General features: G+C 69.7%; 12 protein-coding genes. 5 read left to right on the top strand and 7 right to left on the bottom strand.

Going from position 1 to position 13,488, the window contains the following annotated elements:
- A partial coding sequence (locus QQK83_RS17140) for a lyase family protein (protein WP_284266325.1) occupies positions 1-894 on the bottom strand: 894 nt, incomplete at its 3' end.
- Complete coding sequence (gene pcaD, locus QQK83_RS17135; RefSeq protein ID WP_284266323.1) at positions 891-1,691, bottom strand: 3-oxoadipate enol-lactonase; 801 nt, start codon at positions 1,689-1,691, stop codon at positions 891-893. The genes pcaD and QQK83_RS17140, both read right to left, overlap by 4 nt.
- A 160-nt stretch (positions 1,692-1,851) precedes the next feature.
- Here pcaD and QQK83_RS17130 point away from each other — a divergent pair, with 160 nt between their 5' ends.
- Positions 1,852-2,952, top strand: a complete 1,101-nt coding sequence (locus QQK83_RS17130; RefSeq protein WP_284266321.1) for a zinc-binding dehydrogenase — start codon at positions 1,852-1,854, stop codon at positions 2,950-2,952.
- Positions 2,953-3,066: 114 nt separating this feature from the next.
- Positions 3,067-4,296, top strand: coding sequence for a mandelate racemase/muconate lactonizing enzyme family protein (locus QQK83_RS17125; RefSeq protein WP_284266319.1), 1,230 nt, complete (start codon positions 3,067-3,069; stop codon positions 4,294-4,296).
- 3 nt (positions 4,297-4,299) lie between these two features.
- Here the strand turns inward: QQK83_RS17125 and QQK83_RS17120 are convergent, their stop codons facing one another.
- On the bottom strand, positions 4,300-4,716 hold the full coding sequence (locus tag QQK83_RS17120) for a Fur family transcriptional regulator (RefSeq protein WP_284266317.1): 417 nt from the start codon (positions 4,714-4,716) through the stop codon (positions 4,300-4,302).
- Between the two features lie 132 nt (positions 4,717-4,848).
- Between QQK83_RS17120 and QQK83_RS17115 the strand changes: the two genes are divergently transcribed.
- Entirely contained in the window at positions 4,849-5,739 is an 891-nt protein-coding gene (locus QQK83_RS17115) for a DMT family transporter (protein WP_284266315.1), read from the top strand.
- A 142-nt stretch (positions 5,740-5,881) separates the two neighbouring features.
- Here the strand turns inward: QQK83_RS17115 and QQK83_RS17110 are convergent, their stop codons facing one another.
- Positions 5,882-7,324 carry a protein adenylyltransferase SelO gene (locus QQK83_RS17110; RefSeq protein WP_284266313.1) on the bottom strand — a complete coding sequence of 481 codons (1,443 nt, stop codon included), beginning with the start codon at positions 7,322-7,324 and terminating at the stop codon, positions 5,882-5,884.
- A 97-nt stretch (positions 7,325-7,421) separates the two neighbouring features.
- On the bottom strand, positions 7,422-8,360 hold the full coding sequence (locus QQK83_RS17105; protein ID WP_284266312.1) for a nucleoside hydrolase: 939 nt from the start codon (positions 8,358-8,360) through the stop codon (positions 7,422-7,424).
- A 140-nt stretch (positions 8,361-8,500) separates the two neighbouring features.
- Between QQK83_RS17105 and QQK83_RS17100 the strand changes: the two genes are divergently transcribed.
- Positions 8,501-8,740, top strand: coding sequence for a hypothetical protein (locus QQK83_RS17100; RefSeq protein ID WP_284266310.1), 240 nt, complete (start codon positions 8,501-8,503; stop codon positions 8,738-8,740).
- A gap of 69 nt (positions 8,741-8,809) precedes the next feature.
- Here QQK83_RS17100 and gltA read toward each other — a convergent pair whose 3' ends face one another.
- Positions 8,810-10,105: a citrate synthase gene (gene gltA, locus QQK83_RS17095; protein WP_284266308.1), complete on the bottom strand. Its 1,296-nt coding sequence runs from the start codon at positions 10,103-10,105 to the stop codon at positions 8,810-8,812.
- Positions 10,106-10,228: 123 nt separating this feature from the next.
- Complete coding sequence (gene gltX, locus QQK83_RS17090) at positions 10,229-11,644, bottom strand: glutamate--tRNA ligase (RefSeq protein WP_284266306.1); 1,416 nt, start codon at positions 11,642-11,644, stop codon at positions 10,229-10,231.
- Between the two features lie 90 nt (positions 11,645-11,734).
- Here gltX and QQK83_RS17085 point away from each other — a divergent pair.
- Positions 11,735-13,488, top strand: a 1,754-nt coding sequence (locus tag QQK83_RS17085; protein ID WP_284266304.1) for a ComEC/Rec2 family competence protein, incomplete at its 3' end; no start/stop codon positions are given.

The following is a 13,488-nucleotide window of genomic DNA, read 5'->3' as shown; positions in this document are numbered from 1 at the left end:
CCCCGTCGTGCGCGCGAGGGCCACGAGGACCGAAGGGCCGACGGGGTTCTGTTTCTGCGGCATGGTCGAGGAGGCCCCGCCGCCCGCCAGCCGCACCTCGGCCACGTCGCTGCGGGTCAGGATCAGCAGGTCCTCGGCCGGCTTGGCGGCGGCTGCCGTCACGCTGACGCAGAGCCCCGCGATATCGGCGATGAGCGAGCGTTCGGCATGCCAGCTGCGCCCCGGATCGGCGAGGCCGAGGGCCTCGGCCAGGCCTGTGCGGATCGCCGCCGGATCGGGGCCGAGCATCGTGCCGGTGCCGCCAGCCCCCGCAAGCGAGACGCAGAGCCGGGGTTTCACGGCGCGCAGGCGCTCGAGTGTCTGGAGAAGGGGCCAGCCCCAGCTGGCCACCAGCGCGCCGAAGCTCGTGGGCACGGCGACCTGCCCGTAGGTGCGGGCGGCCATGGGGGTCTCGGGCTCGGCCTCGGCCAGCTTGGCGAGCCTATGGGCCGCGGTGACCAGCCGCGCCTCGATCAGGCTCAGGGCCTGCCTGAGCCGCAGCATCAGGCCTGTGTCCTGGATGTCCTGGCTGGTCGCGCCCCAATGCAGGTAGGGCGCGTGTTCGGGCGCCTCCAGCGCCTTGCGCATGGCGGTGACGAGGCCCGGAAGGCTGACGCCGTTCTGCCCGGTGGCCGTGGCCAGCCCCGCGGGGTCGATCTGCAGCTCCATCGCGGCGCGGTGCAGGAAGGCGCCGGTCACCTCGGGGATGACACCGGCCTGGCCCTGGACCTTGGCCAAAGCCCCGAGGACCAGCATCATCGCCCGCACCTCGGCGCTGTCGGAGAAGAGCCGCCCGACCTCGGCATCGCCGAAGAGATCGCGGTAAAGCGCGCTGTCGAAGGGAGAGGCGCTCATGCCGCGCCGCCCATGTGACCGATATCCTTCAGAAACCCGTTCAGCAGGGCCGCGAACTCCTCGGGCCGTTCCACGCAGGGCAAATGCCCCGCGCCCCGGATCAGCTCGAAGCGCGCGCCGGGGATGAGATCGGCCAGTTCCCGCACGAGATCGGGCGGCGTCGATCCGTCTTCGCTCCCGCCGATCACCAGCGCGGGCAGGCGCAGGGCGGCGGTGGGCGTGTAGAAATCGGTGCCCGCGATGGCCGCCGAACAGCCCGCGTAGCCCGCGGCAGGCGTCACCTCGACCATGCGCCGCCAGGGGGTCACGGCGGGGCTTTCGCGGAACTCGCGCGAGAACCACCGCTCCATGATCGCGCCCGACATGGCCCCGAGGCCTTGCGTCTCGACCATGGCGATGCGCTCTTCCCACATGGTGCGGGTGCCGATCTTGGGCGCGGTGTTCGACAACACCACCGCGCGCACGAGGTCGAGGCGCTTGGCCGCCAGCCCCTGCGCGATCATCCCCCCGATCGACAGGCCGACGAAGACGCAGTCGCGCACCTCGAGCGCATCCAGCAGCCGCTCGGCGTCATGCACCAGCGCGCCCATGGAATAGGGCGCGGGCGGACAGGTCGACAGGCCATGGCCCCGCTTGTCGTAGCGGATCACGCGCAGCCCCTCGGGCAGATGCGGCAGGATGCCGTCCCAGAGCCGGAAATCGGTGCCCAGCGAATTGGCGAAGACCAGCGCGGGCGCGTCCCTCGGCCCGGTGTCGGCGTAATGCAGGGCGACATCGCCCAGGTCGAGGCAGTCCATTCCCGTCTCCCTCCCGCGGTTTCCCCCGGTTCTGCGCCAAGCTGCGGCGCATCGCAAGCCGTGCATGCCGCGGACGGCACGCGCGATGACGGCATTTCGCCTTGCCGCCGCGGGCGAACCTGCAAGGATGGGCGCGGGAGTGAGGACAGGGAGACGCGCCATGCCATCCACCATCCGCGCCGCGGTCTGCCGCGCCTACGGCGCACCGCTGGAGATCGAGACGCTGACCTTGCGCGATCCCGGCCCGGGCGAGATCGAGGTCGAGATCGAGGCGGTGGCGATCTGCCATTCCGACATCTCCTACATGGAGGGGGCCTGGGGCGGCGCGCTCCCGGCGGTCTACGGGCACGAGGCGGCGGGGCGGGTCACCGCGCTGGGCGAGGGGACCGGGCAGCGCAGCCTCGGCGAGCGGGTGCTGATCACGCTGATCCGCTCCTGCGGCACCTGCCCCGATTGCGCGGGCGGCCGGCCCGTCCACTGCGGGGCCAAGGGCGCGGCTGCGCCCAAGCTGACGGATGCCACGGGCGCGCCGGTCCATGCCGGGATGGACTGCGGCGCCTTCGCCGAGAAGGTGGTGGTCCACCAGAGCCAGGTGGCCCCCCTGGGCGAGGGGATGGCGCCGGACACCGGCTGCCTTCTGGCCTGCGGCGTGCCCACGGGGCTGGGTGCGGTGGTCAACACCGCCCGCGTGCGCCCCGGCGAGACGGTGGTGGTGATCGGCGCGGGCGGCGTGGGCCTGAACGCGGTGCAGGGCGCGCGGTTGGCAGGGGCGGCGCGGATCGTGGCGATGGACCTCGAGCCTTCGAAACTCGACGACGCCCGCGCCTTCGGCGCGACCGACACGATCCCGGCGACCGACCCGAAACCCTGGAAGGCGCTGGCGCACATCACCGGCGGGCGGCTCGCCGATCATGTCTTCGTCACCGTCGGCTCGATCCCCGCCTATGACGTGGCGCTGCGCCTGATGGCCCCCGGCGGCACGGCCTATGCCGTGGGCATGCCGCATACGGGCGAGACCTCGGCCTATGAACCGGTGATCCTCGCCGCCCTCGGGCAGGGCATCCGCGGCACGCTGATGGGCGACGTGGTGCTTGCCCGCGACATCCCCTGGATGGTCGACCTGCATGCGCAAGGCCGCCTCGAGCTCGACGCGCTGATCTCGCGGCGCTGGAGCTTCGATCAGATCAACGCCGCCATCGCCGACACCAACCGAGGGCAGGCCCGCCGCAATGTTCTCACCTTAACCCCCCATCAAGGTTAACGCGCGCGCCCCCCCTTCATCTTCCCGAAAATACGGCGGGGGGAGGGCGGGCGCAGCCCGACCGGGGGGCGGAGCCCCCCCCCAGCACAGCACCGGCCAAGCGGAGCCACGCCCATGAAAATCGCCTCCCTCGAAACCTTCGCCATCGCCCCCCCGCCGCCCGGCTGGGGCGGGCGCTACTGGCTGATCGTCCGGATCACCACCGCCTGCGGCATCTCGGGGCTGGGCGAGGTCTATGCCGCGGGCGTCGGCCCCAAGGCGATGCAGGCCGTCATCGAAGATGTCTTCACCCGCCACATGGAGGGCGAAAGCCCCGAGAACATCGAGCTGATGTCGCGCCGCGCCTGGTCCTCGGGCTTCACCCAACGGCCCGATCCCACGGTCTTCGGCGCCTTCGCGGGGCTCGAGATGGCCTGTTGGGACATCCTCGGCAAGATGCGCGACCGGCCGGTCTGGGCGCTGCTGGGCGGGCGCATGAACGCGCGCCTGCGCGCCTATACCTACCTCTACCCCAGCGACGGCGCGCCCGAGGCGGAGGTGCGCCGCTTCTGGATCGACGCCGATGCGCAGGCCGAGGCGGCGGCCGCGCGGGTGGCCGAAGGCTGGACGGCGGTGAAATTCGATCCCGCAGGCCCCTACACGATCCGCGGCGGGCATGCGCCCGCGGCCTCGGACATCAGCCGCTCGGCGCTCTTCTGCGAAAAGATCCGCGCCGCCGTCGGCGACCGGGCCGATCTGCTCTTCGGCACTCATGGGCAGTTCACGCCGGGCCACGCGATCCGGCTGGCCAAGGCATTGGAGCCGCACGATCCCCTCTGGTTCGAAGAACCGATCCCGCCCGACGATATAGCGGGGCTTGCCGAGGTGGCGCGCTGCACCTCGATCCCCGTGGCAACCGGCGAGCGGCTTTGCGGCAAGATGGAATTCGCCGCGGTGCTGCGCGCGGGGGTGCGGATCGTGCAACCGGCGCTGGGGCGCGCGGGCGGCATCTGGGAGGGGCGCAAGATCGCGCTTCTGGCCGAAAGCCACGGCGCGCAGATCGCGCCGCATCTCTACGCGGGGCCGGTGGAATGGGCCGCCAACGTGCATCTCGGCGTGACCTGCCCGAACCTGCTGATGGTCGAGGCCATCGAGACGCCCTTCCACAAGACACTCGTCCGCGGCCGCCCGCAGGTCGAGGAGGGCTTCGTCGAAGCCCCCTCCGCGCCGGGCCTCGGGATCGAGCTCGATGACGCGGTCGCGGCGGCCCATGCCTATGCGGGCGACCGGCTGCACCTGGAGATGCAGGAGGCGCCCTGCGACTGGAAGAACGGCAACGCTTTCGCGGGCGGGGCTGCGGACTGACCCTCAGCCCTTCTTGCGGATCGGCACGCCGTAAAGCTCGAGCTTGTGGCCCTTCAGCCGGTAGCCGAGCTTTTCGGCGATCTTCTCCTGAAGGGCCTCGATCTCGGGGTCGCAGAACTCGATCACCTCGCCCGAGTTCATGTCGATCAGGTGGTCGTGGTGGTCGCGCTCGGCATCCTCGTAGCGGGCGCGGCCGTCGCCGAATTCGAGCCGGTCGATGATGCCCGATTCCTCGAAGAGCTTCACGGTGCGGTAGATCGTGGCAATCGAGATGCGCGGGTCGCGGGCGGAGGCGCGGGCGTAAAGCTCCTCGACATCGGGGTGGTCGTCGGAGGCCTCAAGAACCTGCGCGATGACGCGGCGCTGCTCGGTCATGCGCAGGCCCTTGGCCTCGCAGCGTGCCTCGATCGTGTCGGTCATGGGCGGCCCCCGGCGCAGCTGTCGTGGGCGTCACGTTTAGGGGATTTATGCGCGCCGGAAAACCCGTTCCGGGCAGGCCGCTTGACTTGGGCGGGCCGCGGGGTGAGACGGCTGGGAAGGGGAGAGCGCACCATGCCGCAGAAAGACCGGATCGACGCCTTCGGCGCGGCGGGGCTGACCGTCTTCGCGGCGCTCCTGGCCTTCAACCAGGTGGTGATCGCGGTCGGCAACGAGGGGTTGCAGCCGGTCTTTTTCGCGGCACTTCGGTCCATCGGGGGCGCGCTCTGCATCTTCGCCTGGATGAAGGCCCGCGGCATCGCGGTCGAGGTCGCGCCGGGCACGTGGCGCGCAGGCCTTGCCATGGGGGCCTGTTTCGCGGTGGAGTTCATCTGCCTTTTCGTGGCGCTCGACCTGACGACCGTCACGCGGACCTCGATCATCTTCTATTCCATGCCGGTCTGGCTGGCGCTCCTGGGCCATGTGCTGATCCCCGGCGAACGGATCACCAGGGTCAAGGGCATGGGCCTTGCGCTGGCCTTTGGCGGCGTGGTGCTGGCGATCACGCGGCGCGACGGGGCGGGGGGCGAGGCCTCGCTGATCGGGGATCTCTGCGCGCTGGTGGCGGCGCTGGCCTGGGCGGGGATCGCGCTTTTGGCCAAGGCCTCGCGGCTGCGGACGGTGCGGCCCGAGGTGCAGCTCCTGTGGCAACTGGCGGTCTCGGCACCGCTGTTGTTGCTGGCGGCGCCGTTCTTCGGGCCGTTTCTGCGGGGGCCGGAGCTGATCCATTGGGGGGCGCTGGCCTTTCAGATCGTGGTGATCGTCTCGGCGGGATTCCTGTTCTGGCTCTGGCTTCTGTCGATCTACCCCGCCGCCTCGGTCGCGGCGTTCAGTTTCCTGTCGCCGGTCTTTGGCGTGCTCCTTGGCTGGAGCCTGCTGGGCGAGCAGGTGGGATGGGAGATCATTGCCGCGCTGGTGCTGGTGGCCGCCGGTCTGATCCTGATCAACCGGCCCGCGCGGGGCTGACAAGGGGTTGCGCCGCCTGTGGCGTCGCCGGGCGGCGCGCCGCTGACGCGGCGCGGGGGCCTTGGACGCGGCTGCGCCCGGGTTTTCGAGGGCGCGCAGGTGTCGGGGGCGGGATTTGCGTATTTGGGGAAAGATGAAGGGCTCAGGTGCCGCAGAAAGTCCGCAGGACGCGTTGTTCGTCGGTCGGGGGCGCTTCGTATTCGGCGACTGAGGGATCATCGGCGAAGGGATGGGCGAGCGCCTGCATCAGGTTTTCGAAGGGGGTGAAATCGCCCGCGACGCCTGCCGTGATCGCCTCTTCGACGCGGTGGTTGCGGGGGATGCGGGCGGGGTTCGCGGCCTGCATGGCGGTGATGCGGGCGGCTTCGTCGCGCGCCTCGGCGGCGAGGCGGGCCTGCCAGCGGGTGAGCCACGGGTCGAGCGCGGTGGGGTCGATGAATTCGTCGCGGGCGCTTTGCGGGGTGTCGCCCGAGAGGGCGCGGAAGGTGCGGGTGAAATCCGCGCTGTTCCGCGCCATGCGCTCGAGCAGGTCGAAGGCGAGGGCGGCGTCCTCCTCGTCTTCCGTGGCAAGGCCCAGCTTGGCGCGCAGGACGGCGTGCCATTCGGCGTCGAAGCGGTCGGAGAAGCCGTTCACCAGCGCGGTGAAGCGCTCGATGCCTTCGTCGCGGTCGGGAAGGAGCGGCAGCAGCGCGGTGGCGAGCTGCGCGAGGTTCCAGACCGCGATTTGCGGCTGGTTGGCATAGGCGTAACGCCCGAACTGGTCGATGGAGGAGAAGACCGTGTCGGGGTGGTAGGCGTCCATGAAGGCGCAGGGGCCGTAGTCGATGGTCTCGCCCGAGAGGGTCATGTTGTCGGTGTTCATCACCCCGTGGATGAAGCCCAGCCCCATCCACTGCGCGATCAGCCGGGCCTGTGCGCCGATGACGGCGTCGAGCAGGCCCTCGGGGCCTGTCGCCTCGGGGTAGTGGCGGGCGATGACATGGTCGGTGAGCGCCTGCAGCGCCTCCGCGTCGCGGCGGGCGGCGAAATACTGGAAGGTGCCGACGCGGATATGGGAGGCGGCGACGCGGGCGAGGATCGCGCCGGGCATCACCGCCTCGCGCAGCACGGGCTCTCCGGTGGTGACGGCGGCCAGCGCGCGGGTGGTGGGCACGCCCATGGCGGCCATGGCCTCGGAGACGATGTATTCGCGCAGGACGGGGCCGAGCCAGGCCTTGCCGTCGCCCATGCGCGAATAGGGGGTGCGGCCCGCGCCCTTGAGCTGGATGTCGAAGCGCGCGCCGTCCGGCGCGACCACCTCGCCCAGCAGGATCGCGCGCCCGTCGCCCAGCTGCGGCGACCAGCCGCCGAACTGGTGGCCGGCGTAGACCTGCGCCAGCGGTTCCGCCCCCTCGGGCAGGGTGGTTCCGGCGAAGAGGCGGGCGGTTTCGGCCGCGTCTTCGGGCAGGGTCAGGCCAAGGCGGTCGGCCAGCGGGCGGTTGAGCGCGACGAGGGCGGGCGCCTCGACCGGGGCGGGGGCCTGGCGGGTGAAGAACCGCTCGGGCAGCCGGGCGTAGGAGTTGTCGAAGGGGAAACGGGGGGGCATGGGCAGTGTCCTTTGTCCCACGAGATAGGGGTGGGGCGGGGCGGTGCAAATCCCTTGCAAGGGATTTGCAAGGCCCTTGCAAGGGCCTTCGCCCCGCTCAGAGCCGGGCGAGGCGCCCGGTCAGCAGGTCGTAGAACCCCTGGGCGTCCACCTCGCCCATGAACATCGCGTTCCGCGGACGGTCGGTGACGCCCCACCAATCGGCCACGGTCATGCCGCGGGTCAGAGGCGACATGGTTTCGATTTCAACGTTCACGTGGCGGCCCGAGAACAGGCCGGGCCGGATCAGATATGCGATGACGCAGGGATCATGCAGCGGTGCGCCGTCGTGGCCGTATTTCTCCATGTCGAAGCGTTCGAAGAAATCGGTCCACTGCGCGACGGCATGGCCGACATCCGTTCCCAGGTCGCGGATCGCCTCGATCCTTGGCCGCGTGGTCAGCACCTTGTGGGTCACGTCAAGCGGCATCACCGTAAGGGGAACGCCCGATTTGAAGACGATCTCGGCGGCCTCCGGGTCGACGTAGATGTTGAATTCGGCGGCGGGCGTGATGTTGCCCACCTCGAAATAGGCGCCGCCCATCAGGACGATCTCCTGCACGCGGGGGATGATGTCGGGGGCGGTGCGGAACGCCGTGGCGATGTTCGTGAGCGGGCCGAGCGGGCAGAGGGTGACGGTGCCGGACGGCTCCTGCCGGAGCGTTTCGATGAGGAACTCGACGGCGTGGGTGTCTTGCAGGGGCATGGTCGGCTCGGGCAGCGCGATGCCGTCGAGGCCCGTCTTGCCGTGGACATGCTCGGCGGTGACGAGGGTGTGGGCGAGCGGCTTGTCGCAGCCCGCGAAGACGCGGATGTCGCGGCGGCCCGCCAGTTCGCAGACGATGCGCGCGTTTTTCTGGGTCAGTGCAAGCGGCACGTTGCCCGCCACCGCGGTGATGCCCATGACCTCGATCTCCTCGGGGGAGGCCAGCGCGAGCAGGATCGCCACGGCGTCATCCTGTCCGGGGTCGGTGTCGATGATGATCTTGCGGGTCATGCGCGCGCTCCTGTCGGATGGCCCGCAGGTGACACCCTCGGGCAGAAGACTTCAATGCCTCCGGCGGGCGTATTTGGAGAAAGATGAAGCTCGTGATAGCCTCTTGCACGGCGCAGCAGTGAGTATGAGGCTTAACCGTGATGAGCGATCTGGTGATCGGCCTCACCTTCAGCAGCTTCTTTATCCATGCGCTCGCCTATCACGCCTACGGCAAGGGTGCGACCTTTTGGGCAGACTATATTGCGTCGCCGATAGGCGTGTCTTTCTGGCGCAAACACTGGCGGCTTCTTGTGGCGCTGTGCTGCCATGCCTTGTTCTGGTTTGTCGTGGTCGAGAGTATCGGGCTTCTCGTCACTCGACCGTCAGTCCACGCAGCCTGACAGAGCTCGATGAAAAAGGCCGCCCGGGTGAGGGGGCGGCCTTTCGATGTCTTGTGCGGGGATCGCGCCTCAGCGGTCCTCGATCTCGACGTAGTCGCGCAGCGTCTCGCCCATGTAGAGCTGGCGCGGGCGGCCGATCTTCATCGCGGGATCGGCGAGCTGCTCCTTCCACTGGGAAATCCAGCCCACCGTGCGCGAGACGGCGAAGATCGGCGTGAACATCGAGGTGGGGAAGCCCATCGCCTCGAGGATGATGCCCGAGTAGAAATCGACGTTCGGGAACAGCTTCTTGTCGGCGAAGTAGCTGTCTTCCAGCGCGATGCGCTCCAGCTCCTTGGCGACCTGCAGGAGCGGGTTGTCCTCGACGCCGAGCAGGTCCAGCACCTCGTCGGCGGATTGCTTCATCACCTTCGCGCGCGGGTCGAAGTTCTTGTAGACGCGGTGGCCGAAGCCCATCAGGCGGAACGGGTCTTCCTTGTCCTTGGCGCGGGCGATGTATTCGGGGATGCGGTCGACGGTGCCGATCTCCTTGAGCATCTCGAGGCAGGCCTGGTTGGCGCCGCCATGGGCCGGGCCCCAGAGGCAGGCGATGCCGGCCGCGATGCAGGCAAACGGGTTCGCGCCCGAGGAGGAGGCCAGCCGCACCGTCGAGGTGGAGGCGTTCTGCTCGTGATCGGCGTGCAGCGTGAAGATGCGGTCCATGGCGCGTTCGAGCACCGGGTCGATCACGTATTCCTCGGCCGGAACGGCAAAGCACATGCGCAGGAAGTTGGCGGCATAGCTCAGGTCGTTGCGCGGATAGACGAAGGGCTGGCCGATCGAATACTTGTAGGCCATCGCCGCGATCGTCGGCATCTTGGCGATCAGCCGGTGCGAGGCGATCTCGCGCTGGCGCGGGTCGTTGATGTCGGTGCTGTCATGGTAGAAGGCCGACATCGCGCCGACCACGCCCACCATCGTGGCCATCGGATGCGCATCCCGCCGGAAGCCCCGGAAGAAATTGTGCATCTGCTCGTGGATCATCGTGTGGCGAGTGATCGTGCTCTCGAAAATCTCGAGTTCCGCGGCCGAGGGCAGTTCGCCGTAGAGCAGCAGGTAGCAGACCTCGAGGTAATGGGATTTCTCGGCCAGCTGGTCGATCGGGTAGCCGCGGTGCAGCAACTCGCCCTTGATGCCGTCGATATAGGTGATCGAGCTTTCGCAGGCCGAGGTCGAGGTGAAGCCGGGGTCGTGGGTGAACACACCCGCCTGCCCGTAAAGCTTGGTGATATCGATCACGTCCGGGCCCACGGAGGGCGAGTGAATGGGCAGATCGAAGCTCTGCCCGTCGATCGTCAAGGTGGCGGTTCTGGTCGTCTCAGCCATGGTCGTCCCTTCTTCAGCGTGGCCGCGCGGGGCACCGGGTTTGGCGCCGCCTGCGGGATCGGTCGGGGCCGGCACGGTCGAGGGGCCCCGCGGTTCTCGGGCCTCCCCCCTGTGGCGACCGTGTCAGCCGTCGCGGGAGGCGGCGTCCGTCAGGCGGGCGATGGTTTCGTCCCGGCCGATGACGAGCATCATGTCGAAGACACTCGGGGTCGCGCTGCGGCCTGCGAGCGCGGCCCGAAGGGGACCGGCCAGCTTGCCGAATTTCAACCCGTGGGCCTCTGCGGCCAGGGTCAGCGTCGCCTCCAGCGTGTCGCGGCTCCAGCTAGCATTCTGCAGATGCTCAGTCAATTCACTCAGTATACCACGGGATACCGCGTCCAGCTGGGCGGCGGCCTTCTCGTCGGGCTCGATGGGCCGGGAGGCCAGTGCAAACTGGGCTTTTTCAAGAAGATCGGGCAGGGATTTCGCACGATCCTTGAGGCAATACATCGCAGCCGACACAAGGTCATGCTGCAGCTGCGAAAGGGCGGGCTGGCCGGTCAGGGCAAGGAAGCGCGCGATCTCTTCCATCAGGTCGGCGTCTTCCATGCGGGCGATGTGCCAGCCTGCGACCGACTCCAGTTTCTTCATGTCGAGCCGTGCGGGCGATTTGCCGATGCCCTTGAGGTCGAACCACTCCAGCGCCTGCGCGTCGGTGAAGAGCTCGTCATCGCCATGGCTCCAGCCCAGCCGCGCGAGGTAGTTGCGCATCGCGGCGGGGGGGATGCCCATTTCGGCGTATTCCATCACGCCGGTCGCGCCGTGGCGCTTGGACAGTTTCTTGCCGTCGGGCCCGTGGATCAGGGGAATATGCGCCCAGACCGGTTCCGCCCAGCCCATCGCGCGGTAGATCTGGGCCTGCCGCGCGGCGTTGTTGAGGTGGTCGTCGCCGCGGATCGCGTGGGTCACGCCCATGTCGTGATCGTCCACCACCACGGCCAGCATGTAGGTGGGCGTCCCGTCCGAGCGCAGCAGCACCATGTCGTCGAGCTGGTCGTTGCGGAAGGTCACCGTGCCCTGCACCGCATCCTCGATCACCGTCTCGCCCGCGCGGGGCGCTTTCAGGCGCACGACATAGGGCAGGTCGGGGTGATCGCCCTCGGCCACATCGCGCCAGGGGCTGAGGTAGAGGGTCGAGCGGTTCTCGGCGCGGGCGGCCTCGCGGAAGGCCTCGATCTCGTCCTGGGTGGCGAAGCATTTGTAGGCCGTGCCCTCGGCGAGCATCCGGTGGGCGACCTCGGCGTGGCGCGGCACGCGCTCGAACTGGCTGACGGCCTCGCCGTCCCAGTCGAGGCCCAGCCAGCGCATCCCGTCAAGGATCGCCTGCGTCGCCTCGGGCGTCGAGCGCGCGCGGTCGGTGTCCTCGATCCGGAGCAGGAACTTGCCCCCGCGGCCGCGGGCAAACAGCCAGTTGAACAGCGCCGTGCGCGCGGTGCCGATATGCATCATGCCGGTGGGCGAGGGGGCGATGCGGGTGACGATCTGCGAGGTATCGGCCATTTGATCCCTTCCGCGCCGGGTCTCCATGGGAGGGCGCGTTAACCTGTTTGAAACCATGTCTGGGTTAAGACTTGGGTGGTTCGTTACCCCATGACGGAGGGCGCTGACAAGGACGTGACCGACGAGAGCTATTCCGGCGCCGTAGACCCTGCGCGGCGCTTTGCGCCCCTGGCATGGCCGGGCTGGCTGAACGCCGTACAGCAGGGGCAGCGCGGCGCGTTGATGCCGTGGTCGGCGGTGATGCTGGGGCTGGGCGTGGCGCTGTATTTCTCGCTGCCGGTCGAGCCGGGGGCGGCGGGCTATGCCGTGGCCGTCGCTGTCATGGCACTCGGCATCGCCCTGTCGCTGCGCTGGCGCGAGGTGATGGGGCCGACCGGGTTGGCGCTGGCGCTGGTGGCGCTGGGGCTTTGCGCGGCGGGGGTGCGCGCGCATCAGGTGGCGGGGCCGGTGCTCGATTTCCGCTACTACGGCCCGATCGAGGGGCGGGTGGTGGCGATCGACCGCTCCGCCTCGGACGTGCCGCGGCTGACGCTGGACGAGGTGCGGCTCGACGATCTGGACCCCGCCCGCACGCCGCGGCGCGTGCGGGTGTCGCTGCATGGCGACTGGCCGGGGGCGGAGCCTGCGCCGGGGGCCATCGTGATGCTGACCGGGCACCTGTCGGCCCCCGCGGGCCCGGCGGAACCCGGCGGCTTCGACTTCCAGCGCCACGCGCATTTCCTGTCGCTGGGTGGCGTCGGCTATTCCCGAACGCCGCTTGTCCTGCTGGAGGACCGCGCGCCGGGCGCGGCGCGGCTTTTCCATCTCAGGATGCGGATGTCGGCGGCGATCCAGGCCCGGATCGAGGGGCAGGCCGGCGCCTTTGCCGCCGCGGTGCTGACCGGCGACCGCTCGGGCCTTGAGGCCGGGCCGGTCGAGGCGATGCGGGATGCCAATATCGCGCATCTGCTGGCCATCTCGGGGCTGCACATGGGGCTTCTGACGGGTTTCGTCTATGCCGCGCTGCGCGCGATCCTCGCGCTGGTCCCGGCGCTGGCGCTGCGCTACCCGATCCGCAAATGGGCCGCCGTGGTGGCGCTTTGCGCGGGGGCCTTCTATCTCGCGCTCTCCGGCGGGAACGTGGCGACCGAGCGTGCCTTCATCCAGGTCGCGGTGATGTTCGCCGCCGTGCTCATGGACCGGCGCGCGATCACGCTGCGCTCGGTCGCCATCGCGGCGGTGATCGTGCTGTTGCACCGGCCCGAGACGCTGATGTCACCGGGCTTCCAGATGTCCTTCGCCGCCACCGCGGCGCTGGTCGGGGCCTTCGGCGCGTTGCGCGGCGCTGCATGGCTGCAGGGCTGGCCGAAATGGGCGCGCGGGGTCTTCGCGCTGGTGGTCTCCTCGGCCGTGGCAGGGGCCGCGACCGCGCCCTTCGCCGCGGCGCAGTTCAACCAGGTGGCGGTCTACGGGCTGGCCGCGAACCTTCTGACCGTGCCGGTCATGGGCAGCGTCATCATCCCCGGCGCGGTGCTGGCGCTGATCTTGTGGCCGCTGGGCCTGTCGGGGCCGGTCTGGCAGGTGATGGAGTGGGGGCTGGAGTGGATCCTCGGGGTCGCGGCCCGCATCGCGGCCCTGCCCGGCGCGGTCGAGCAGGTGCCGACGCCACCGGGCTGGATGCTCGGCGCGGTGGCGCTGTCGGGGCTATTCGTCCTGCTCTGGCAGGGCCGCGCGCGCTGGGTCGGGGCCGTGCCGCTGCTGGCGGCGCTCCTGTCCTGGCCGCTGGCCGAGCGGCCCGTGCTGCTGATCTCCGAGGGCGGTCGGCTGGTGGGCCTCTGGCAGGAGGGCGCGCGCGGCCTCAGCCG

This window comes from Roseicyclus amphidinii (assembly GCF_030163755.1).
GTDB lineage: Bacteria > Pseudomonadota > Alphaproteobacteria > Rhodobacterales > Rhodobacteraceae > Roseicyclus > Roseicyclus amphidinii.
This window is presented reverse-complemented; position numbering and strand designations above follow the sequence as displayed.

Coding starts and splice junctions, on each gene's coding strand:
- QQK83_RS17110 (WP_284266313.1), bottom strand. CDS start 7,324: ATGCCCCCCCGTTTCCCCTTCGACAACTCCTACGCCCGGCTGCCCGAG.
- QQK83_RS17105 (WP_284266312.1), bottom strand. CDS start 8,360: ATGACCCGCAAGATCATCATCGACACCGACCCCGGACAGGATGACGCC.
- QQK83_RS17130 (WP_284266321.1), top strand. CDS start 1,852: ATGCCATCCACCATCCGCGCCGCGGTCTGCCGCGCCTACGGCGCACCG.
- QQK83_RS17125 (WP_284266319.1), top strand. CDS start 3,067: ATGAAAATCGCCTCCCTCGAAACCTTCGCCATCGCCCCCCCGCCGCCC.
- QQK83_RS17120 (WP_284266317.1), bottom strand. CDS start 4,716: ATGACCGACACGATCGAGGCACGCTGCGAGGCCAAGGGCCTGCGCATG.
- gltA (WP_284266308.1), bottom strand. CDS start 10,105: ATGGCTGAGACGACCAGAACCGCCACCTTGACGATCGACGGGCAGAGC.
- QQK83_RS17100 (WP_284266310.1), top strand. CDS start 8,501: ATGAGCGATCTGGTGATCGGCCTCACCTTCAGCAGCTTCTTTATCCAT.
- QQK83_RS17115 (WP_284266315.1), top strand. CDS start 4,849: ATGCCGCAGAAAGACCGGATCGACGCCTTCGGCGCGGCGGGGCTGACC.
- pcaD (WP_284266323.1), bottom strand. CDS start 1,691: ATGGACTGCCTCGACCTGGGCGATGTCGCCCTGCATTACGCCGACACC.
- gltX (WP_284266306.1), bottom strand. CDS start 11,644: ATGGCCGATACCTCGCAGATCGTCACCCGCATCGCCCCCTCGCCCACC.